We start from the raw sequence: 22,391 nt of genomic DNA on the forward strand, positions 1-22,391 counted from the left end.
ACAACCCCTTGATATGTGCTTGAACTCACATAGGATGTCGCTTGGGAATCCCCTGTTTCACGGGTGTTTCTCGCATCGCTCCCATCCCATTCAAGGAGAACTATGCTTACCCCGCGTCGCCACAAGCTTGCGCGGACGATTTTGGCATCGGCATCCGGGCTAGCCCTGGCCGTCACCATGTCCGTCCCCTCTCTTGCAGCACCTCCCACGATCGACGTCGCCCCGAATGGCGATTCCCCATCAATCGGCGGACTAGCCACCAAGTCGTTGCAGGACTTGAAGGTAGCTGGCCCCCTGTCCACTGCCAGCGGAGAAGTTTCCGTATTCGTGCAGTTCGAGGGACAGGGCGCGTTTACCGCCACCCAGCCAGACAGCGCCAAAAAGCCCCACGGCAAGACCACCAAGAACGCTGGCAAGGTCAAGGAAATCCGTAACGACATCAAGGCCAAGGGAAAGTCTGCGGCAGCGCAGGCCAAGGCAGATGTCATCTACTCGACCACCAACTCCATTCCAGGCGTAGCCCTGCGCGGCGACGCGGAGGCGTTGCGCGCATTGGCTTCCCGCAGCGACGTCAAGAAGATCACCGCCATTGTTCCCAAGTCACCCGAGAACAAGAACGCCGACATCGACACCCGCGCCCTGCAAGCATGGAGCGCGTTAAAAGAAACCGGCGAAGGCGTCACCATTGCCGTTCTGGATACCGGCATCGACTACACCCACGCCGGATTCGGTGGACCCGGAACCGTCGACGGATACAAGCAGGCACAGGACTCGACAGCGCTCCCCGCTGCTGACTCCGGACTCTACGATCCGGCCAAGTTCATCGGCGGATGGGATCTGGTGGGCGATAACTACAACGCCGACCCCGATGCCGAGGACTACCAGCCGGTTCCGCAGCCCGACGCCAACCCGCTGGACTGTGCGGCCGCCGGACACGGCTCCCACGTCGCAGGTTCGGCTGCCGGTTACGGCGTTAACGCTGACGGCTCCACCTTTACCGGCGACTACACCAAACTCACGGCCGACGATGTGGCGGCCATGCGCATCGGTCCCGGCAGCGCCCCGGAAGCCGCGCTAGTTGGCATTCGTGTCTTCGGCTGTGGCGGTTCTTCCTCTGTGGTGGGTCAGGCTCTTGACTACGTGTTGGACCCCAACAACGATGGCAACTTCGATGACCGCGCCCAGATTGTGAACATGTCGCTGGGCTCGGATCATTCCCCAGCCGATGACCCAGAAAATGACATTGTTAATTCGCTGACCGACTTGGGCATCCTCTCGGTGGTGGCTTCGGGCAACGCCGGTGACGTGACGGACGTCGGAGGCTCCCCGGGCAATGCCCGTTCCGCACTGACCGTCGCTAACTCCGTGGCCACCAAGGTCACGCTCGATGGCATCACCGTCAATGCTCCTGCCGAGAACGCTGGCACAGCGGCCGGTCAGTATTCCTCCAACTTCAATTACACCGCTGCCGATCCCGCTGCGCTAAGCGGCGCCGTGGTGATGGCCCCGGAGTCCAACGCCTTCGGCTGCGATCCTTTTGAGGCGGGCTCGCTTACCGGTAAGTGGGTGTGGCTCCAGTGGAGCGAAAACCTCGAGTTCCCCTGTGGCTCCGGAACCCGCTTTAACAATGCCGAGGCAGCCGGCGCCACCGGAGTCATCCTAGACTCCGAGGTCTCAGTCTTCGAGGCCGGCATCGCCGGCAACGCGACCATCCCCGGCGCACAGTTCACCAAGGCCTACTCCGATAGCTTGCGCCCGGCAGCCCAGGCCGGCACCCTGAACGTCACCCTGGATCCGGCGCTCGTTGGCACCGCATCAAGTGACTCCGGGCTGGGAGACACATTAAACTCGTCCTCCTCGCGTGGTGTCCACGGCTCCGAAGGCGTGGTGAAGCCGGATATTGCTGCCCCCGGAACTCTCATCGGTTCCGTCGGAGTGGGTACCGGCAACGCTCCGGCAGTCATGTCGGGTACCTCCATGGCCACCCCGCACGCCGCGGGCATCGCCGCACTTGTCGCCGGCAGCGGAAACTACACCGCGTACCAAATCAAGTCGATCATGATGAATACCGCCACCGCGGATGTGCTGGCCGCCAACGGCGAGGCCTACGGCCCCAACCGCGTGGGTTCCGGTCGAGTGATCGCCGACGCCGCATTGGAGACTCCCGTCTACGCCTTCGCCACCGCGGACCCGGACCTCACCAGCGTGAGCTTCGGTGTCATCGAGGTGGACAAGAAGAAGTACTCGGCCACCAAGTCCATCACTGTGGTCAACAAGTCCGATAAGAGCCAGACCTACAAGGTGGCCTACCTTCCGGCCACGAAGATTCCGGGCGCCAGCTACACGCTGAGCCAGAAATCGGTCAAGCTCGCCGCGGGCGCCACCACCAACGTCAAGGTGACGTTGAACGTGGATGCGAACAAGTACGCGAAGACCATCGATCCAACCATGGACACCGAGCAGCTTGGTCTGCCGCGGGCTTGGGTTGCCGATGTTTCGGGTCGAGTGGAACTCACCAGCTCCACCGCACCGACCTTGCGTGTTCCCGTCCATGCGGCACCAAAACTGGTTTCCGACATGGCCGCAAAGAAGGCATCCTTCGCTAAGGGCGCCACCACCGGCACCATCAAACTTGCCGGCGACGACGTCGTGGCGGGATCCGGTGCCACTCAGGTACGCTCGCTGGTCTCCGCCTTTGAACTTGGCGCATCGTCGACCAAGCTCCCGGCAAGCGCCGATGAGGTTCCGGGCGCACGCGAAATGGATCTGCAGCACGTGGGTGCGGCCACCACCGCCCCCAGCACCGGAGCTGCGGATGGTCTGCTGAACTTCGGTGTGAGCACCTGGGGCAACTGGGCGCATTTGGCCGGCGGTACCGAGATCGACATCGAGATCGACACCAATGGCGACGGCGAGGCAGACTTTGTCACCTTTAATACCGTCGCCGACGGACTCGACGCCGATCTGGTAGCCACCTACAGCCTGAACCCCGTGAAGCAGGTTGACCTGCAGCTCCTGAACGGACTGGGCGGAGATGTTGATTCGAATACCTTCGACACCAACGTAGCCGGCTTCCCGGTCTCGCTCGCTGCGCTGGGTTTGACTGGCTCGGACGCACCGATCTCCTACCGCGTGTACTCCTACTCGCAGTACAACTCCGATGAGACAGGCGCCAACGTTCCTGTTGACGCCACCGACTGGATCGACTTCAACGCGATCAAGCCGGCATTGTCCTTCGCCGGTGAGGGAACGGTGTTCGCCGATCTCAACAAGAGCCAGCTAAAAGCCACGGTAGCCTCCACCGATACCAAGGCCAAGGCACTGCTCCTGCACCTGCACAATTCCTCGGGACAGCGCGCCCAGGTATTGGACGTGCAGCCTCGCAAGTAGCACTACAGCACTGGTTCCGATGAAGCTATTGGCACCTTACGGGCGCGGCCCGGGGACGGCGCGGTGAATATTTCACCGCAGGTGTCCCCGGGCCGCGCCTTTTGCTTGCGCCGTGCGAATGCTGACCTATGCTCATTGCCATGAGTAGTGCTGCGGCCTTTGAATCGTTGGTGGCACAGCTACCCGCTGGCTCGGCCGCCGCCTGGCGGGATCCCAGCGAATCCGGAGTCCTGCGTATTTTCGGAGTCAAAGATGCGCTTCCGGTCTTTAGCCTGACCAAGATGTTTATTGCCGCTGCGATACTGCGATTGATGGATGCCGGCGCCCTGCGTGTCACCGACAAGATCGCTAAATTCCTTCCCGGAGCTCCGGGGCATGGCAGCATCAAAGCGGTGCTGAACCACACCGCGGGACTCGGCGACTATGCCCACACTCCGGCCTATCTTCGCGCCGTCCACGAGCAGCCGGACCAGCCATGGGACCTGAGACAGATCGCCTCCATCTCATCCACCGGGATCCCCGGATCCTTCGCCTATAGCAACACCGGATACTGGTTATTGGGCGCACTGTTGGAATCCTTGTTGGCCGAACCCTTGCACCTCGTGCTGGAACGCGAAGTCTTTACGCCGCTGGGCATGGTCTCAACACGCTATCCACTACCCGAAACCTCGCTGAGTCCCACCGGCTACTCCACCTTGTGGGCTGGCCCGGCCGGCGCGGCGTTCTCCACGCCGAGCGACGTGCTCCGCTTCCAAGCCATCCTGCAGTCAACGACGGGCGTGAGCGGCGACTACTTATCCGTCGCGGCCCGCGAACTCCTTTTCAGCTGTGTAGCTGTCGATGCGCAGGCACCGTGGAGGGCACCCAAATATGCCATGGGGATCATGGTGGATCCTGCCCTGCGCTTGTGGGGTCATGGTGGAAGCGGTCCGGGCTACCAGTCTGCCGCCTTCAGCTCCCTGGCCACAGGAGTCGGCGCCTCCATCATCTGTCCGTCATCCGGAACGCTGAACCCTGAGGCCATACTCATCAAGCATTTGGGTGTTCAAGAGCGGTTGGTGGTTCATTTGGAGCCAGCGCATGGGCGGCGCTGGCCATTGTGGGACCCCGCATCGGGGCGCGAGATCGATCCGCACCGGCTGGGGCTCGATCCTGAGCTCATCGCAGACTTACGCTCGTGGGCTGAGGGATGGGAATCGGGCCATAGCGATCAACATGGCTGGATTTCGAAGAAGTCCCGGCTGGGCTTCGAAGCGCAGCGTCTTGTTCTGTTGGCGTCGCTGCGCGAAAGGGCCGGAGGATATCTTTTGGTTCTCTAGGAACCTTCGTCTTGCTTGGCTTCGAGCACCTTGAGCGCCGCGGCATCAATGAGGCGGGCGAATCCTGGATCCTTTTTCGCTTGCTCTGCCAGAGCTTCGGAAATCTGGTCCAGCTTCCCAGCATTCACACACAGCATCATCGTTCCGCCCGCCTCGAAGAAGCGCACTGCGCGCGTCGCATAGCTCCACGGCGAAAGTTGCGTAGCGTCGCACATGTCATCGGAAATGATGACGCCGGTAAAACCGAGGTCTTCGCGCAGCATCCCCCGCATGATGGTGGAAGAGAACGGCGCAATGTTCTTGGCGTCGATCTTCGAGTAATAGGAGTTGGAGACCATCACCCACTCATTACCAGCAGCGATGCCCGCCCGGAAGGGTGCAAGATACGGATCATTGCGGGTGGTCTTGGTGTCAATAACGTTCTTGACGATATCGGTGTTCTGCGTGACGCGTCCCAGTCCTGGAAAATGCTTAATAACGGAATCAACTCCCGGCGCCCCCATCCCCTTGGTGAAGGCTTGTGACGCCCTCGAGACGGCCTTGGGGGTATAACCGTATTCGCGCTTCCACTGTCCAATGGGACCGTTGGATGGCGCAAAGGACGCCGAGGATACGGTGTCGGCCACCGGGGCGAGGTTGAGGTTGATGCCGACCGCGGCCAGCTCCTTGCCCCATTTGGTGGCGCGGTGAGTCAGTGTCGTGGCGTCCCAGCTGCCTTGGACCAAGGCCGTAGGCAGGGTGGAAAAGCCAGCACCCCTCAGCACCTGGACGTTGCCGCCTTCCTGATCGGTGGCAACATATGGCGTGATCTCCGCGGCTGTTCCCTTGACGATGGCCGTATTAATGCGCTCGACGACCTCGCCCGTTGCCGCACTCCCGCGACTACTTCGACCCTTGAGGAACACGTTCCCCAACGCGTTGCGGGTGATGATTGATAAATCGGCGGAGTTGCTCCCCGTGGCGGGGACTCCCACCATGAGCACCTGACCAATCTTTTCTTTCCTGCTCATCGTGTCCAGCTGCCGATGCGCGGCATCTAGCGGGACAGCTGACGGCTTGGCGCTAGGGCTCGGCATGGCAGTGGTTCCGGGGTCGCGGGGTGAGGTGTCTGCACTCGAGGTCACCGGGGTGGGCGTGGGGATCGTGATGGGAGCGCGGGTGTTGGGGGACGATGCGGAAGAGCTGTGCGTCTGCGTGCTTGGCGCGGGTGCTGCGGTGCAACCAACTAAAACCAGTGCCGGGAGTATCACCAGCGGCAGGCGTTTTCTACGCTGGTGCATCGCTGTTCTCCTGCGGTTCATGACGGCCCGCTCCTTTCCCTCGACTTTTAGCCTGTCAGAGATTTGTGGGATTCTCCGAATTTAGAAAGAAAATTCACTACCAGTACTCCCCCGCTTGGCATTCCCTACCCAGCCGCGCTCGATAATGTGTCCCTCCTTCTCGGTATCTCGGGCACCCGTGGGTGGCCACGCCTATGCTGAGCCCAAGAGCATTTTAAGGAGGAACCGTGGAAACTTCGCCGCTGTCTAACAACCAAAAATTCATTGCTGGGTTCCCGGCCGACTCCCCGAAAGAACCGGCCGAGCTTGATCACGAATCAGATATTTGGCAGCTTCCATCGCGGGGCGTCGAATGGTGCGATTGCGGTCGGCACCATGTTCTAGATAGGGACATCGTCGCCGCGATTGCTCACGATGTGGTTGATGACCCCGATTTCATGACCCATAACGAAGTCATTGATACGGCGATGGACCTATGGAAGTACGAATCTGTGTGCCAGTTCTTCCTCCTTGCCATCCGCCATTCAGCGACCGCCATGAATGGCCACCCCGCCGAAAGGTACGCTTTTGAGCGCGGTCTTCAGATCGTGGCGCATTTTTCTAAAACGTGGCAGGGCTGCCCCGAGGAAACCTGCTCCCCCGCTCATGACCGTGAAAACTAGGCCTTCACGACCGGAATCTCAGCCCACTCGGTAGTGAACTTTGGCGAGGAATAGTCTCGCTTCATCGACCATCCGGGTTCCGTGGCTAGTCCCCCAGAGCCTAAGCCAATTGATTTGTTCCCGAACCGGGCCTTGACCGCTCCGAGCACATCACCAACGTGTTTCTCATCCGATCCGGCGTCAAAGATTCCAAAGACCGCTTGTTCGGGTTCGGGCTGCAATCCGGAGAGAATGACCCCTCCGCGTACGTAGGAAGCGCCCGGAAGCATGATTTCCCGCATGGCCCCGACGGCCAGCCGGGTCAGCAGAATCGGGTCCTGGGTGGGCGCGGGAAGTTTGAGGGTGATCGAGGGAAATGACGCTTCTCCGGAGGCGAAGCGGCTGGTGCCAGCGGTGATGGTGAGCAGTGTGGCCCAGAGACCGTCGTTCATCAATCGGGAGGCACCGCGTTGGGCATAAATGGACATCACCTCAACCATCTCCTCGATGGTTCGCACCGGGCTGGAAAACGAGCGTGAGTACATGATTTGCTGCTTGTCAGCTCGCTCCTCATTGTGGGCGATACACGGTGTTCCGTTAAGTTCCAGCACGGTGCGTTGAAGCACAACGGAGAATTTCTTGCGAATGTCAGTAACATCGGCGGCCTTGAGGTCAGCGATGCTGGTGATGCCCAACCCGGCGAGCCGGGTTCCGGTGCGCGAGCCGACGCCCCATAGATCCGTGACCGGAACCCTGGATTGGATGTCCGCAACAAGCTGTGGGTCCATGGAATCCATGGAACATACCCCACCAAGATGGGCATTGTGCTTGGCGACGTGGTTGGCGAACTTGGCCAGAGTTTTGGTGGGCGCAACGCCCACGCACACCGGTACCCCGACGCTGCGGGCTACGGCGGCACGAATAGTTGTCGCTAATTTGCCGAGCTGGTCGGGATTACCTTGAACACCGATAAACGACTCATCGATGGAGTAAACCTCTTGCCATGTCCCGTAGCGCGAGAGCACTTCCATGACCCTGGCGCTCATGTCCCCATAGAGTTCATAATTGCTCGATCGCACGACCATGCCATGACTTTGCATGAACTGTTTGACCTGGAAAAAAGGTGCACCGGTGGTAATTCCTAGGCTCTTAGCCTCCTGCGAGCGCGCCACAACGCAACCATCGTTGTTGGACAGGACAACAACCGGTCGGCCGACGAGTTTGGGGTCAAAGACCCGCTCGCAGGAGACATAGAAGTTATTAACGTCCACCAACGCAATTCGTTCGCTCATGATGTCCTCGCCAAGGAACGCTGTAATCCAAGTGGAACCTCTGTAGCCGACGCCGCCACGGTGGTGTCGCTCGGATGAGGCTGGCCGGCACAAGTTCTGGCAGGTACGCCACGACGCGTTGGCGCGATGACTGATTTCCTACACATGGTGCAAACATCGTGTGACGACGCCCCACACGATGGTCTCTTCGGCGACGGCTTCTGCCTGTTCTGCTGGCACTTCGTCACTGACGAGGACGAGGGCGCCCCGGTACTCTACCAACCTGCGGATCACCAGTTCTCCGTCTTGGATGGCAATGACCACTGATCCATCGCGTGGCGCCAGGGCTCTATCCACAATGACTTCGTCTCCGTGGCTGATCCCCGCGGAGGCCATTGAATTGCCGGCGACGCGCATGAGAAAAGTGGACGTTCGGTCCTTAATGAGGAGGCGGTTCAGGTCGATTCCACCGTTGTAGTAATCTCGCGCCGGAGAGGGAAACCCCATGGCCTCTACGGCACCGACCGGACCTTGTGAATCGGGCGAGGGCGGCTGTGGCTGCGGCAAATCTGTTCCGAACACGAGCACCGCCTTTTCTAGAACAAAGATTCGATACTCAGCCTACCAGCGGAAGCGCACACGGGTAATCCCCGCTACCCCATCCCGTGAGGATTAATGCGCGGCATATCCGTGCCCGGACACTACGTGATTCTAGATCAAGTAGCCGCCCCGTCACCCACTAAGTCACGGAGCTACGCCGGCATCCAGCAGCAATCCGGAGCATCGGCCTAACCGTCGAACGGCGGCCGTGCCCCGGGGAAGATCTACACGGGCGCAGCACCTTAATGCGCCTGAGTCGCGGATTCCTTGGGCCCGGCGCCACGTGCGGTTAGCGAATTATTTGTCGGCCCGGGAAGGTGAAATTTCCGCGTGAATGTGGTCCATATGTTTGGTGGTTGCGTTCCACCCGCGTGATGATTCCAGGTTTTTGCCCCAGCCTCCGGTTGAGTAGGGACCCCATTGGCCATCTTCTGCCAGCCACAGTCGATCGCGCCAGATCAAATAGCTGATGCCCAACCTCTCATGGTTTTTCGCCAAGTACGCGGCAATGGCATCGCCCGCATCGATACCCGAGGCCGAGGTGTAGTCCTTGATCATGAAGTCGGCAGCCAGTCCGGAGCTATGACCGGTGGAACCGGCGCGCGATCCGCCGACTGCGCTGATACTGGCGTCGAAGCGACCTTGCACCTCCTTGACCATCGACCGAGTCATGGGCTGCAGCTGCTTTGGCGCGTGGTACTCAACACTGCTCAGCAACGTGTTCTTAATCCACCCGGTCCCCTTCGAAGTGGCCACCTTCGACCAGCCGTCGGAAGATTGCAGATAGGAAACTTTTTCATTCCCAGCGACAAGTCCCAGCGACTCGTACGAGAGCGCTGGGCCGGTTCGAACGTTAGCGGCTGAAGCAGTCCAGCGATACGAGGTGGAATTACCCGACCCTTGCGGCTCATTGGCCACTAGCGATGAAACGGGGATCCATCCGTGACCCGCTGTCGTATCGATGTATGACCATGCTCCGGTGCTCTTGATCAGCCGAACCTTGGACCCACCTGTTTGAACCGCAAGACGGTTAGAGGTCAACGACGCCTTCGCATAAATTGGCTGAGTTCCGTCCACCCAGCGGTCGGCGCCCGCGACCGCTTCCGGATCGGGAGGCGAATCAGGAGAAGGATCTGGAGCGCTGTCCGATGAGCCCGTGAGGTAATGAGAACTCACCCACCCGGTGACCGAGCCTGCCTTTACCTCCCACCAAGCGCCCTTAATGTCCCCCGTCCGAGAGACCACGGTGCCTTCGGGAGCACTGTCAGCGAGGTGAAGTGGGCACCCGCGTTTTGTCGCAGATTGAGGTTCACAGTGGTTCGCAGTCCAGTGCTGGCTTCTGGTGCCGGAGCTGCATTGGTTCGAGAGGTCAGATAGACCGAACTCACCCACCCGGTCAGCGAGCCGATCTTCACTTCCCGCCAACGTCCGGAAGTTTTTCCCGTCGGGGCAACAATGGCGCCCTTCTTCAGGACTACCAAAGATTTGTGCTGGGCACCCGGCTTCTGGCGCAGGTTCAAATTATCGGTGGTTTGGGTGATGGTGACGCTGCGCGTGCGCGGAGTCATTGATATTTTCGCGCGGATCTTTTCCAGGGAGGGCTTCATCGCCGGTGCCGGCTCGGCGGCTGCCAGCGGCAAGCCTCCAACGATCATCGATGCACCAAAGGTGGCCACCGCGATTTTCAACGAAACGTGTTGAGGACGCATGGTATCTACTCTTTCAGCCAAGGAGGAGACGGGGGAGTCGCCTATTTCCTGCGGATAAGTACTCGTGCTGGGTACACCCTATGTGGCTAATGTTGCTGGTGTCACGGATGTGACTGCGTAGAAATAGCACCACGTCAACCCGCCTAATGTTCGGTTTCGGCTGGGTTGACGCGGTTTCTAGGTCCTCGGTTCCGGCGCGTAAGCGTTTTGCCTCAGCACGTTTTTCTGCACCTTACCGGTGGAAGTACGCGGCAAATCCTGCGGGAACTTGATAATTTTGGGAACCTTGTAGCCCGCCAATTGGGTGCGGGCATGAGCCTGCAGAGTTGGTGCATCAACGTCGGATCCGCTGGCCCGGATGACGTAGGCCACCGGAGTTTCGCCCCATTTTTCGTCCGGCACACCGATCACCGCGACGTCCAGGACCTCCGGATGACTCGCGATAGCCTGCTCGACCTCAATCGTCGAAATATTCTCACCGCCGGAAATGATGATGTCCTTGGCCCGGTCCTTGAGCTGAATGTAGCCATCGGGATGCATCACACCCAAATCCCCGGTGTGGAACCACCCTCCGGCGAACGCGGTGGCTGTGGCTTCGTCGTCGCGGTAATAGCCAATCATCACGTTATTGCCACGCAGCACGATTTCACCCATGGTTTCCCCATCGGCAGGCACATCCTTCATATCCATATCCACGATGCGCGCCGATTCTGCCTGAACCATGCCCACGCCCTGCCGGGAGACCTTCTGCGCCTTGGCCTCTTGATCCAAATCGTCCCAGGCGTCCTGATACTCACAGATCGTATAGGGACCGTAGACCTCGGTGAGACCGTAGACGTGGACCACGTCGATGCTCAGCTTTTGCAGCTTTTGAATGATTGCTGGGGAGGGCGGCGCCCCGGCGGTGGTGATCTTGATGCCGCGCTCCAGCGCGTGGGCCCGGGTTGAGTCGGCAATGATGGAGCATACGGTCGGGGCACCGCAGAGGTGGGTGACGCCGAGATCATCAATCGCGTCCCACACCGGCTGATCGCGGACACCGCGCAGGCACAGGTGCGTGCCGCCCGCCGCAGTGACAGCCCAGGGCGTGCACCACCCGTTGCAATGGAACATCGGCAGCGTCCACAGATACCGCGTGTGCGCATCGAAGCCCTGGTGGAAGGCCTCCCCCAGAGAATTCAGGTAACTGCCGCGGTGCGAGTACAGCACACCCTTGGGTTTGCCAGTGGTCCCCGAGGTGTAGTTCAGCGTGATCGGAGCGCGCTCATCGGCAATCGCATAGTCAAGATCCGCCCCGGTACCCGCGGATATGAAGTCGCTATAGGTGCCATCAACCGCTACCTCTGGCCGGCTGCCGGTGAACTCCGCATCCTGGATCTCAATGAGAGCCTCGAGGGTTGGAATCTCCGAGCGCAGCGTAACGGTTGCGGCGAGCAGCTCGGAGTCGGCAAGAAGTATCTTTGTTCCCGAATGTTCCATGATGTAGCCCAGCTCTCGGGCGGAGAGCCGGGTATTCAGGGCCACGAGGACGCCACCCGCAAGCGGGACAGCATAGTGAGCGAAAAGCATTTCGGGAATGTTGGGAGCCAGCACCGCCACCCGATCTCCCGGTTTGATTCGAGCGGCAAGCGCCTTCGCGAACGCTTGAACCTCAGCACCGAATTGTGCATAGCTATAGGTCCTCGCGCCATGGACGATGGCGTCCTTGGACGGGTAAACCTCCACGGAGCGTTGCAGGAATCGCAGCGGCGTCAGCTCCGAGTAGTTGGCCAGTGGCTGCACATCCATGTAGTCCTCTATTCCGATCATGATCCATCCCCTGCGGGAGACTCGCTTTTCGTGTGACGCGCGATACAACCGTCATTTCCAGACTAGAGGCTGAAACTGCGTTTCACAATCGGACACCGAGTTCCGAATTGGTTGTGGTATGAGGGCCTTTCCTAGGCCGCAAATGCCATATTCGATCCATTTCGCCGTTCAAAATCCGCCTACGGATCTCGCAAAGAGAGGCCAAAAACCCATGACACCGGGCCACGAATTCGCATCTCGGTCGGTGAACGGCAGAAAGATTATCTCGATCCATCGGCGCGACTGCCCGCCGGAATGCGCCGCGACCATAATCGGCGTAGGCTCAACGAGAGGGCGAAAGGTGAATAATGAGCCAATCTGAATACTTTGAAGAACAGCTGAGCAAGGTGGAGGACGATTCCGTCGCCGAACTCACTGCGTTATGTCGCAAGCTGCAGGACCAGCAGCCCGGTTCCCGGGTTCCGCTCATCGACCCAGTGCACGACGTAGATGAAGCTCGGGTTATTTCCCTGCAAATCGCGCCGGGCCCCGGAACGTCTTCGGGCTTCCTGTCTTTGCGCAACGACGATCCCACCGCGGCACGGCTTGCTGCAGTCTATGAGGCTGCCGGGCTGGAGCCGCGTTTTGGTATCCCGTGGAATGTCTTCCCGTGGGAACTACCCGAGGGGGGCACCAAGCTAACGCCCGATCAGGTGAAGGCGGGTATCCGACCGCTGAAGGAGCTCATGCGCATCGCATACCGCACCTCAGCGATCATCGCCCATGGCACCGAGGCCAAGCGCCTGGTGCAGGCTTGGATCAAGGCAGGTGGCCAGCAGGTCATCAACCAGCGTGGCATCAAGATCTACGAAGTCCGCTCCACCGCTGATCGCGCCTTCTTAGGCTCGGCAGAAAAGCAGCAGGCATGGTTCGACGAAATGGTTGCCGCTTACACGGACGCCATGGCGCGCGCCGGATTGCGTCCAGCAGCAAAGTGAAGGTACTCGTCCTCGGTGCCGGAGACCTCGGCACCGAGGTCGGACTCCGCTTTCAGGCCGCAGGCCACCACGTCACAGCGTGGCGCCGCCGCCCCGAAGTACTCCCCTCAACCTTTGCCAGCGCGCGGGTTGACTTGGGCACGAATGCCGCCACATGGCCCCGGATCGATGCCGACACCGAGGTCATAGTTTTCACTCCCGCGGCGCCCGAACGCAGCGAAGAAGCTTACCGCCGCACGTATTTAGAAGCAACGCGCCGCCTCATCCAGACGCTGGAGCGCGACGGAGTTACCCCCCGGCGTTTGCTCATGGTCTCCTCCACCGCCGTATTCGGCGATGCGAATGGCGGATGGGTCAACGAGGACACCCCGATTGCCCCGCGCACCGCTACGGCACAGATCCTCGCCGAGGCAGAAACGCTGCTGCATCAATTCTCCCCATCTGCCATCGTCCTTCGCTTGGCTGGCATCTACGGTCCGGGGCGCAACTACCTGATCAACCAGGTAAAAACCGGGGCCGCCCGTAAACCCGAACATTCAGTGTGGACCAACAGGATCCACCGCGACGATGCCGCCGCCGCCGTTGTGCACCTCTGCACCATGGAGAATACCCCGGCGCAGCTCTACCTGGGGATAGATCATGAACCCGCCGAATTATCCGAGGTCCAGACATTCTTGGCACACCAACTCGGGCTGCCCGAACCTCAAGTCGGCGCCGCCACGGTGAACCGGGGAGGCGACAGACGCTTGTCCAACGCACGCCTGCTGGCAACCGGTTTCGAGTTCAGCTTCCCGAGCTACCGCGAAGGATATGCGAGCGTGCTGGGCGGCCACGGCGTACGCCACCCTTAACCTCGCAGTGGAGCGATGACCCGATGGCTTAACGCCCAACACCCGGGAGCCGTGGTACTCACCCAAGGGTAGGTGCACACCACAGCTCGCGGGTGTTGATCATGATTACTGGGTACTACTTTGACCAGATGTCGTCCCCGCGCAGCGTTGCGTCCGCGCCGCCGTCAATGTAAATCGTTTGACCGGTGACGTGGGTATTTTCCTCGCTCGTCAGCCAGGCCAGCATGCGGGCAATCACCACGGCCTCGGAGTGGTAGTTCAGCGGCATCGGCACATTGTCGTCCGCCATCTTGCGGCCCTCTTCGGTGGCCAGCAATTCACGGGTCATATTGGTAATGACGGTGCCGGGCGCCACCGCATTAAGTGGAATTCCTGCACCCGCCCATGCCTCGGTGATGCATTCGCGGCGGACCCAGCGGGAAATCGCGCGTTTCGATGATGGGTAGTTCAGGTAGCCGGCGCGCGGTCCCGCAGCTTCCAGCTCGCCACCAATGCGGAGAGCTTCGGTCTCATCACCGGACATCAGCGCCTCGACCAGCGCTTCGGAATTCGCTTGCAGGGAAGCCATCGAGGAAACGACGGCAACCCGTGGGGCGGACGATGCGGAGAGCGCGGGCAGCAGACCTTCGAGGAAGCTCGTTACACCGAAGAAGTTGACCGCGACGGTGAACGCCTTGGGTGCGGAGACACCTGCTGCGGCGATGACCGCATCGATCTTTCCAGCGCTGGCAAGCAAAGTGTCGGCAATGGCGCTTGCACGTCCGGCTGCGGTGGAAAGATCGGCGTTCACTTCGGCGTTCCGAAGGTCCACGCTGATAACTTTATGGCCGCGCTCGCGAAGTAATTCGGCGGTTGCAGCACCGATGCCAGAAGCGGATCCTGTGACGACGTACGTTCTCATGGAGAGCTGACCCTTCTCGGGAGTCCATGGGTGGCCGAGACCGATTGTCCCGCCCTCATCCCCAACGGACGATCCCTTCATGATCCCGACGTTACTCCTCAGTATCCTGGCATTCCGCCGCTTTCACCCATAGCGCGAGGCATGGAATTTCTAGAAACCAGTGCTACGTACGGTATTGAGCTCTTCCTCGTTCGGACGGCACCACAATCGACCCTAGCGCCCTCCGTCCTCGAGGCTTCAGATCCGAGCGACAGAAGAACCACGGCCGCTAAGATTCAGATTTTGTGTCAACAGTCGTGAAGTCAAAGGAGCCCCAAGGAACGGCGCGGAAATCACCTCCGCACCAACCTTTGGGGCTCCTCGTCACGTCATTGACAAAAGAGTGGCTCAGAAGCCCTTACGCAGTGGGTTGAAGTGTCGCGCCACGGCCGGCTTTTCCTTGCCGACGATCCCGGCGGCGAGCATCTTGCCAGTGAGCGGACCCAGAGCAACGCCCCACATGCCATGGCCGCCGCCCACATGAACGCGTGGGGAGCGAGTGGCGCCGACCAGCGGCAGACCATCGGCGGTGCAGGGACGACCGCCAACCCATTCCTCCTTGCGGTTCTCCCAATTGATGCCCTTGTAAACCGGCGCCGCGGCAGCCACGATGGCCTCGATGCGCTTGGGTTCCAACTGATGGTTCACGTCGCGGAATTCCATGGTGCCCGCAATGCGGAAACGATCGCCCAACGGGGTGCAGGCAACACGCTGGGACGGGAAGTAGATCGGATGCGTCGGCATGACCTCGGGCTGAACCGTGAACGAGTATCCTCGGCCGGCCTGCACCACAACGTTGACACCAAACTTCTTTGTCAGGTCATTCATCCAGGCTCCGGTGGCCATGACCACGTGGTCCGCGGTCATCGCGCGACCCTCGGAACCAATGACGGTCACCGAGGTGCCGTTGTCACGGATATCGGTGACATTGAAGGCGCCAACGATATCGCCACCGCGAGCCACCACAGATTCGGCGAGGGACTCCATGTACTTCGGCGGATTAAGGAAGCGTTGATTCTTGATGGCGACGCCGGCAGCTACATCATCGGAGAGAGTCGGCTCGATGGCGCGCAGTTCGTCTCCGGTGAGGAGGTCGAATTCGACGTTGCCGCCAGTCTTATGAATCATCTCGAATTCGTGCAACAGGACTTCGCGGTCCTTCAATGATTTGAATCCGGTCAGGAACGGGTCGGCCGACTTGGTTTTTTCAGCGACTCCCGGGCCCGCGCCGGTACCTTCGGCGATCTCGTCAAAGGCATCCAGACCGGTGGTCCCGATCTCCGAGTAGACGCGCATGGCTTCCTGCCACTTCTTCGGGGTACTGTGCCACGCGAAGCCCACCAGGAAACGCAGCAGCTTGGCGTCGGCCTTGAGCGGAATGTAGAGCGGGGAGGCCGGGTCGAACATCATCTTCAAGCCGTTGGTGAAGATCGACGGTTCGGCAATTGGCAAGGTCAGCGCCGGGGTGAGCCAACCAGCATTGCCCCACGAAGATCCCGAAGCCACGCCGCCACGGTCAACCACGGTGACCTTAACGCCCTCTTCTTGCAGGTACCAAGCCGCAGACAGACCGACGAAGCCTGCACCGACAATAACTACATGTTCTGGCGTTGCTGTGCTGGCCATAATCCACTCTCCCGTTCAAGAAAATTCAAATATCTAATCTCAACTTTGGCCGGGAAGTTGATGCGATGCAACGCCAGTTCACTTTTCATCGGTGACTCACGACACAACAACACTCGATCTGCAATAACTGCAACAAATACCTGATTTAGCCGCAGTTTCTACAATAAGACATGTAACGCGCTGATTTCTGACCCGTTACACCGCGGTGTTATCCCACCTTCATCCTCGATCCATTCGGCTCGAAGAGCAAGAGCTGAAGCTAGTTCTCCCGCAGCGTGTTTTTTCGTTTTCCAGCCCGCTAGGCTGCAGACCAAACAGTCGCAACCATGGTGTGCACCACGGCGACGGCACAAAGGGCTGTAACGTGGGCGCACCCCTTTAGACTGATTGCATGTCTTCTGCTGCACCCATGATCTCGTCGACCACCCTGATTCGAAATCTGGTCGGCCCCCTCAGCCTCGATCGCGGCGCAGCTTACGCGACTCAGGGCCGGGTTCTGGACGTTGACTGGATCGCACCGATGAGCATCGTACGAGCCAGCGTCCTCGGAGCGGGCGGAAACATTTACCGGACGGCAGTGCACTCCCAAATCCGCGACGGCTACCTGATGCCACAACACGGCATTTGCACCTGCCCCGTGGGCTCAAACTGCAAACATGCTGCGGCTGCACTCTTGGCCTACATGTGGGGCGGATCCACCGAAGTCGAGGAAGTCGATCCACGGGCCCCTTGGGAAAGAACCCTGCTCTCACTGATGGGTGAAGACGGCACCGAGAAGCAAAACCTCGAAGAACGCACACTAGGGGTTCAGTTTGAGCTTCGCCCAAGGACTCTGCACCGGTATCAGGCCGCAGCGATAGCGAAGATCAAGGGCGGGGAAATTCCGCACACCTCAAAGCTTGAGTTGGTGCTCCGCCCCGTCCAGCTTAATGACAAGGGTCGCTGGGTCTCCGGCAATCTCGCATGGCAGCATTTTCGCTACACCCGCACCGGCGGCATCCCGGTTTTGCCCTTCGATTTTGCCTACGACCCGGACCATATTGAATGGTTCTGCGCACTATTGCAGTTAAACTCATTTACCGCCTGGAACGGCACCCATCTCTCGGCCAGCGACTTCCTCTCCCCCATGTTGTGGGAGCATCTGCGCTCGGCCGCCGGGCTCGGCATCGAACTACGTGGACCATCGGCAAAATCCACCATTAAGCTGCACGAGCCCGTCGCCATCAGGACCGATGTTCTCACCGAGGGCAAGAAGCTTCGCGTCCGTCCCCTCGTTGACATACTTCCCGCGGACTTCAATACCGACTTTATCGGCAGCGTCGCTGACCACGGAGTTTTCTGGTGGAGCGCCACCGAGGGCATGAAACACGTGAACCTCAATTTGGCACCGACCCGCGCACGTATTCCTCCGATTCTTACCGGCCTGCTCGGCACGGACAAAAAGGTACTCATCCCGGCCAACGCTCGGGAGAACTTTGAGCAGGAATACCTTCCTAAATTAGCCAAGGCCTCCGAGCTCTCCTCAGTTGACCACTCCATTCAGGTTCCAACCTCGATGGAACCCACCATGCAGCTGCTGCTTAGGCACGTCTTGTGGAGCCCCGAGACGCCGCGTAAGCGCAAGGAGGACAAGGCCTCCGTTCCCGGATTTGAGTTGCACTGGGGCTATTCCTATGGCGACACTCTCCTACCCTTGCGCGCGCAGCCCACTGCCGGCATCGAGCGAAACACCAAGGCCGAAATGGTGCTGCAGCGCGAGGCAAGCGCCGCCATGGCCGACTTCCCGGGCGCCTTCAACTCGGTGTTCACAAATTCGCAGCACCATGCCGTTGCCAAGAACACCGTCGTTACCTTGACCGGAGTTGAGGCAGCACACTTCATCAACACCGCGCTGCCCGCCCTGCGTCGCATCAAGAATTTGGAAGTCACCGTCGAGGGTGTGCCCGCGGATTATGAGGAACTCACGGCCGACCCATTGATCACCATCTCCACGGAAAACACCGAATCGAATGACTGGTTCGATCTTGGTGTGGAGGTACGCATCGATGGGAACAATGTTCCGTTCACCGAGCTGTTCCAAGCCCTGGCGCACGCGGATCAATACCTCATGCTGCCCGACGGGAAGTACTTTGCGCTGGACCGCCCGGAATACGAGCAGTTGCGCCGGCTCATCGAGGAGGCGCGCACCCTCTCGGATGCGACCGCGGACGGAAGCATACGAATTTCCAAGCATCAGGCATCTCTTTGGGAGGACCTCAAAGACATCGCCACCAACGTGGAGGCCTCCGAAGCGTGGAAGGTGTCCGCCGAGGGACTGACGAACATCTTGACCGTCGAGCATGCCCCGGTGCCGGCTGGCATCAATGCCACGCTGCGTCCATACCAGCGCGAGGGCTTTGAATGGCTCTCCTTCCTTTACGACAATTCACTCGGCGGGGTGCTCGCAGATGACATGGGACTGGGCAAAACTTTGCAGACGCTGGCCCTGATCCAACATGCCAAGGACAACCACGACGAGTCCACGGGACCGATGCCACCGTTCTTGGTCATCGCCCCGACCTCCGTCGTTTCGAACTGGGAAGCCGAAGCCAGACGCTTCGCCCCGGAGCTGAGCAGCATCTACATCACCGAAACGGTCCGCCGCGGTGGTGTCCCGCTGCAAGATATCGCGGCAGCTGTGGATATCGTCATCACCTCCTACGGCCTGTTCCGCATCGATCAGGACGAATACGCCGCCACCAAGTTCTCGGGGTTGATCCTCGATGAGGCGCAGTTCGTGAAGAACCCGGCGACTCAGGCGGCCAAGCAGGCCCGCGACTTCCCCACACCCTTCAAGCTGGCCATCACCGGCACTCCGATGGAGAACAATCTATCGGAACTTTGGTCCTTGTTCGCCGTTGCTGCGCCGGGGCTTTTCCCCACGCTTAAGCGCTTTGACGAGACTTACCGGAAACCCATCGAGAAGGACGGAGACGACGAGGCCTTGAAGCGCCTACGCCGCCGCATCCGTCCGCTCATGCTGCGCCGCACCAAGGAATTGGTGGCTACCGACCTGCCGGAGAAACAAGAGCAGGTTCTTGAGCTTGATCTCAGCCCCAAACATCGAGTGATCTACCAGCGCCACCTGCAGCGCGAGCGCCAGAAGGTGCTGGGAATGCTCGAAGACATGGACAAGAACCGTTTCGCCGTGTTCTCGTCGCTCACCAAACTGCGCCAGCTTTCGCTGGATGCCTCACTCATCGACGACGAGTACTCCTCGGTGCCCAGCAGCAAACTTGATGCCCTGCTTGAGCAACTCGAGGATCTCACCTCCGAGGGCCACAATGCCCTGGTCTTCAGCCAGTTCACTTCCTTCCTCACCAAGGCCAGTGATCGGCTCAACGCGGCAGGAATCGAGCACGCCTATCTTGATGGTTCCACCACCAAGCGTGCCAAGGTTATCGAATCGTTTACCTCCGGCAAGGTTCAGGTGTTCCTGATCTCGCTGAAGGCCGGCGGCTTCGGTCTAAACCTCACCCAGGCTGATTACTGTTTCCTCATGGACCCGTGGTGGAACCCGGCCTCGGAGAACCAAGCCGTTGACCGCGCCCACCGCATTGGGCAGAAGCGCAACGTTATGGTCTACCGCATGGTTTCCAAGAACACCATCGAAGAAAAGGTCATGGCGTTGAAGGACAAAAAGGCCAAGCTCTTCACCGCGGTGCTTGACGATGATGCGGCGTTCGCCTCCGCGATCAGCGCCGATGATGTGCGCTCGCTCTTCGCCGACTAACACCTACGAGCAGCACCACCCCCAGCATAAATCCAATGATTGCACCCATTTAGAGGGAGACGGTAAAGACATGTCAAAAGCAAAGTCTGCCAAGAACAAGGCCCATGCAGGGCACCCCGCCCGCAATCCCAGTGCCGGGGCCTCGAAGTTTGAAGACCAAGTTCGCGGGGCCATGCTGCCCTACATGGCGGCGCTGCGCGCGTACTTCAATCAGCAGCACTCCCCCGCCGACACGGAAGCGGGAATCGAGGGGCTGGTCACCTTGCTGACGGTGCACGCTCGGCTGCGCGAAAAGGTGGCGGTGTCCGAGCTGAACCATGATGCGCTGGCGATTCAGTTCAAGGATCTGCGGTCGATCGGCGACGAAGTAGCAGTGACCTGCGCCAGCATGCTGCGCGAGTTTGTGCTCTTTCTCGCCGAGAGCGGGCGTTGGAGCGGATCCGTCGAGGAATTCCAGGCGGTCTTTGACCTCATCACCGCCCAGGGCGGGCAATCCCCCGTGCAAGTTCCGGAACTTGACGATGCCAGCGCGGACGAACGTTGGGCCAAGTTGCCGATGGTTCACACCGCACGAGCCTTACTCGAGTGGGTCGGCGAGGGCCGCGAAGTCCAACCCAACGGGGGATTATTGGAAGCTGACCTCGTGGCAGCTGCCGCAGCCATTGGCCTGGAGGTCAGTCTGGATGCTACGGCCACGGAGGCAGCGGTTTGGATTCCGGAAGCTGGAACGGCCATCGCCTCCATCGAGCAGCTTCCCAAGGTTGGTGCCTACTGGGATGCACTATTGCGCGCTGGCCTGCTGACTAAACAGCAAGAGAAGGCTGTACCCACCCCGGCCGTCGCCGACGCGTTGAATGCCGACTCTGGGTTCAGCGCCCGTGGTGTCAAGGATCTTTTGGCCGAAGGCATCTATGCTCACATGCTGCTCAACGGCGTGGAGACCAAGCACGGGAACATGGTCACCCAGATGTCAGCGGCACTGCTCGGAAAGGCTGGATCGGCCAACCCGCCGCGGACAGAAGCAGCGTTCTCGATTCCCGCACCCGGTGAATTGGCACCCGAACAAGAACACCTCCAGCCACTATTTGAAAAGACGGTTCCTGCCGCACAGACGTTGTTGCGTGCCATGGAGGCTGAAGGGTTGGTAAGAATCGGAAAGCATATCCGAGTGCCACGCGTGCTTCGAGCTTCTTTGGAACGCGCGTTGACGCGTGTGGCCGAACAGATTCTGGCCTAGCCCTTCGTCCTTAACGACGTCGGGCGGAGGAAACGCAGATACGCGTCCTCCGCCCGACGATGTTAGGTTCAGGTACCTAGATGCTGCGGGTGGCCATTTCAGTGTCAAGGCGCGGCAACCGGTCGAACCAGGGGTTTTCGCCTGGAGTGCCCACATTGACGATCAGGAAGGCGTGGTTAGCTGTTCCCTCGTTGATGACGCTGTCCACTCCAGCTGCGTTAAATCCGCCCATGGGGCCGGCATGCAGGCCTGCGGCGCGGACGGACATGATGAAGTATCCGGCCTGCATCCATGCGTTGTTCTTGGCGATCTCGGCACGCATCGTGGCATCTCCGTCGAACATCGCTTTGCGTTCGGCCGCGTGTGGGAAGAACACGGGGAACTGTTCGTGCCAATCGGCGTCATAGCTCAACACCGCCAGCGCGGGTGCAGATAGGGACTTGGGCCGATTCATTTCCATCATTTGACCAACAACAGCCTCGCGGGCTTCTGCACTCTTGACCCAGGTGATGCGCAGCGGCTGATTGTTCATCATCGTCGGGCCCATTTTGGTGAGCTCGTAAATGGCTTCAAGGGTCTCTTCGGAGACTTCGTCGATCGAAAAAGTATTGGCTGTGCGGGCTTCAAGGAACAGCTTGTCTGCCGTGTCCTTGTCGATAACTAGCTGGTCGTACACGTTCGTGACAGCTTCAATGCTCATTTATGTTGTGCTCCATGCGGGATTCGGTAGTCATCTCCTGATGGCTAACCGCTTGGCAAGACCAATTCATTCCCGCTAGAGCAGATAACCGGATCACTCGATCCGAATTCGGCTGAAGGTGCTTAAACGTCAGCACGCCCGACGGCGCCGAAGGTAGCTTCCCTTGGGGGTAGAAACTACCAGGAATCTCGGGCGTCAAATGCTCCTTGGGGGAAAGCATTTGACACGATTCCCCTAGTGCTGACCAACTTGGGGGCTTGGTCAGCGGG

General features: G+C 59.9%; 16 protein-coding genes. 7 read left to right on the forward strand and 9 right to left on the reverse strand.

Features of this window, described 5'->3' with window-relative positions:
• Positions 1-102: 102 nt before the first annotated feature.
• On the forward strand, positions 103-3,390 hold the full coding sequence (locus tag HED64_RS09775) for a S8 family peptidase (RefSeq protein WP_168151825.1): 3,288 nt from the start codon (positions 103-105) through the stop codon (positions 3,388-3,390).
• Between the two features lie 140 nt (positions 3,391-3,530).
• Positions 3,531-4,709: a serine hydrolase domain-containing protein gene (locus HED64_RS09780; RefSeq protein ID WP_168151826.1), complete on the forward strand. Its 1,179-nt coding sequence runs from the start codon at positions 3,531-3,533 to the stop codon at positions 4,707-4,709.
• On the opposite strand, the gene HED64_RS09785 is transcribed toward HED64_RS09780, so the two are convergent.
• Positions 4,706-5,989 carry a glycoside hydrolase family 3 N-terminal domain-containing protein gene (locus HED64_RS09785; RefSeq protein WP_245325897.1) on the reverse strand — a complete coding sequence of 428 codons (1,284 nt, stop codon included), beginning with the start codon at positions 5,987-5,989 and terminating at the stop codon, positions 4,706-4,708. The genes HED64_RS09780 and HED64_RS09785 overlap by 4 nt on opposite strands.
• 227 nt (positions 5,990-6,216) lie before the next feature.
• Between HED64_RS09785 and HED64_RS09790 the strand changes: the two genes are divergently transcribed.
• Positions 6,217-6,651 carry a hypothetical protein gene (locus HED64_RS09790; protein ID WP_168151828.1) on the forward strand — a complete coding sequence of 145 codons (435 nt, stop codon included), beginning with the start codon at positions 6,217-6,219 and terminating at the stop codon, positions 6,649-6,651.
• Here HED64_RS09790 and HED64_RS09795 read toward each other — a convergent pair.
• The 5 genes from HED64_RS09795 to HED64_RS09815 form a co-directional block, all read right to left on the reverse strand.
• Entirely contained in the window at positions 6,648-7,922 is a 1,275-nt protein-coding gene (locus HED64_RS09795) for a Y-family DNA polymerase (RefSeq protein ID WP_168151829.1), read from the reverse strand. The genes HED64_RS09790 and HED64_RS09795 overlap by 4 nt on opposite strands.
• Positions 7,923-8,060: 138 nt before the next feature.
• On the reverse strand, positions 8,061-8,408 hold the full coding sequence (locus HED64_RS09800; protein ID WP_168152105.1) for a LexA family protein: 348 nt from the start codon (positions 8,406-8,408) through the stop codon (positions 8,061-8,063).
• Positions 8,409-8,798: 390 nt separating this feature from the next.
• Entirely contained in the window at positions 8,799-9,746 is a 948-nt protein-coding gene (locus tag HED64_RS20045; RefSeq protein WP_342590697.1) for an SH3 domain-containing protein, read from the reverse strand.
• Positions 9,701-10,210, reverse strand: coding sequence for an SH3 domain-containing protein (locus tag HED64_RS09810; protein ID WP_168151831.1), 510 nt, complete (start codon positions 10,208-10,210; stop codon positions 9,701-9,703). Before HED64_RS09810 ends, HED64_RS20045 begins: the two co-directional genes overlap by 46 nt.
• Before the next feature lie 177 nt (positions 10,211-10,387).
• The gene (locus HED64_RS09815) at positions 10,388-12,019 is read right to left on the reverse strand and encodes an AMP-binding protein (protein WP_245325900.1); all 1,632 of its coding nucleotides are present in this window, start codon (positions 12,017-12,019) and stop codon (positions 10,388-10,390) included.
• Between the two features lie 347 nt (positions 12,020-12,366).
• On the opposite strand from HED64_RS09815, the gene HED64_RS09820 reads away from it, so the two are divergent.
• The gene (locus HED64_RS09820; protein ID WP_132364439.1) at positions 12,367-12,996 is read left to right on the forward strand and encodes a uracil-DNA glycosylase family protein; all 630 of its coding nucleotides are present in this window, start codon (positions 12,367-12,369) and stop codon (positions 12,994-12,996) included.
• The gene (locus tag HED64_RS09825; RefSeq protein WP_168151832.1) at positions 12,993-13,847 is read left to right on the forward strand and encodes an SDR family oxidoreductase; all 855 of its coding nucleotides are present in this window, start codon (positions 12,993-12,995) and stop codon (positions 13,845-13,847) included. Before HED64_RS09820 ends, HED64_RS09825 begins: the two co-directional genes overlap by 4 nt.
• A gap of 115 nt (positions 13,848-13,962) precedes the next feature.
• Here HED64_RS09825 and HED64_RS09830 read toward each other — a convergent pair whose 3' ends face one another.
• A complete protein-coding gene (locus tag HED64_RS09830; protein ID WP_168152107.1) occupies positions 13,963-14,748 on the reverse strand; it encodes an SDR family oxidoreductase in 786 nt (261 codons plus the stop codon).
• Between the two features lie 387 nt (positions 14,749-15,135).
• The gene (locus tag HED64_RS09835) at positions 15,136-16,413 is read right to left on the reverse strand and encodes an NAD(P)/FAD-dependent oxidoreductase (RefSeq protein WP_168151833.1); all 1,278 of its coding nucleotides are present in this window, start codon (positions 16,411-16,413) and stop codon (positions 15,136-15,138) included.
• A gap of 391 nt (positions 16,414-16,804) precedes the next feature.
• Between HED64_RS09835 and HED64_RS09840 the strand changes: the two genes are divergently transcribed.
• Together HED64_RS09840 and HED64_RS09845 are read left to right on the forward strand one after the other, a co-directional pair.
• Positions 16,805-20,185, forward strand: a complete 3,381-nt coding sequence (locus tag HED64_RS09840; RefSeq protein ID WP_168151834.1) for a DEAD/DEAH box helicase — start codon at positions 16,805-16,807, stop codon at positions 20,183-20,185.
• A gap of 70 nt (positions 20,186-20,255) precedes the next feature.
• The gene (locus tag HED64_RS09845; RefSeq protein ID WP_168151835.1) at positions 20,256-21,422 is read left to right on the forward strand and encodes a hypothetical protein; all 1,167 of its coding nucleotides are present in this window, start codon (positions 20,256-20,258) and stop codon (positions 21,420-21,422) included.
• Positions 21,423-21,498: 76 nt separating this feature from the next.
• Here HED64_RS09845 and HED64_RS09850 read toward each other — a convergent pair whose 3' ends face one another.
• Positions 21,499-22,122: a malonic semialdehyde reductase gene (locus HED64_RS09850; RefSeq protein ID WP_168151836.1), complete on the reverse strand. Its 624-nt coding sequence runs from the start codon at positions 22,120-22,122 to the stop codon at positions 21,499-21,501.
• Between the last annotated feature and the right edge of the window lie 269 nt (positions 22,123-22,391).

The sequence above is a fragment of the Paeniglutamicibacter terrestris genome, assembly GCF_012271785.1.
Lineage (GTDB): Bacteria > Actinomycetota > Actinomycetes > Actinomycetales > Micrococcaceae > Paeniglutamicibacter > Paeniglutamicibacter terrestris.

Excerpts from the sequence above, each read along its gene's own strand:
- HED64_RS09840 (WP_168151834.1), top strand. The coding sequence starts at position 16,805 with ATGTCTTCTGCTGCACCCATGATCTCGTCGACCACCCTGATTCGAAAT.
- HED64_RS09830 (WP_168152107.1), bottom strand. The coding sequence starts at position 14,748 with ATGAGAACGTACGTCGTCACAGGATCCGCTTCTGGCATCGGTGCTGCA.
- HED64_RS09800 (WP_168152105.1), bottom strand. The coding sequence starts at position 8,408 with ATGGGGTTTCCCTCTCCGGCGCGAGATTACTACAACGGTGGAATCGAC.
- HED64_RS09845 (WP_168151835.1), top strand. The coding sequence starts at position 20,256 with ATGTCAAAAGCAAAGTCTGCCAAGAACAAGGCCCATGCAGGGCACCCC.
- HED64_RS09775 (WP_168151825.1), top strand. The coding sequence starts at position 103 with ATGCTTACCCCGCGTCGCCACAAGCTTGCGCGGACGATTTTGGCATCG.
- HED64_RS09795 (WP_168151829.1), bottom strand. The coding sequence starts at position 7,922 with ATGAGCGAACGAATTGCGTTGGTGGACGTTAATAACTTCTATGTCTCC.
- HED64_RS09780 (WP_168151826.1), top strand. The coding sequence starts at position 3,531 with ATGAGTAGTGCTGCGGCCTTTGAATCGTTGGTGGCACAGCTACCCGCT.
- HED64_RS09820 (WP_132364439.1), top strand. The coding sequence starts at position 12,367 with ATGAGCCAATCTGAATACTTTGAAGAACAGCTGAGCAAGGTGGAGGAC.
- HED64_RS09850 (WP_168151836.1), bottom strand. The coding sequence starts at position 22,122 with ATGAGCATTGAAGCTGTCACGAACGTGTACGACCAGCTAGTTATCGAC.
- HED64_RS09815 (WP_245325900.1), bottom strand. The coding sequence starts at position 12,019 with ATGATCGGAATAGAGGACTACATGGATGTGCAGCCACTGGCCAACTAC.
- HED64_RS09835 (WP_168151833.1), bottom strand. The coding sequence starts at position 16,413 with ATGGCCAGCACAGCAACGCCAGAACATGTAGTTATTGTCGGTGCAGGC.
- HED64_RS09810 (WP_168151831.1), bottom strand. The coding sequence starts at position 10,210 with ATGCGTCCTCAACACGTTTCGTTGAAAATCGCGGTGGCCACCTTTGGT.
- HED64_RS09785 (WP_245325897.1), bottom strand. The coding sequence starts at position 5,989 with ATGCACCAGCGTAGAAAACGCCTGCCGCTGGTGATACTCCCGGCACTG.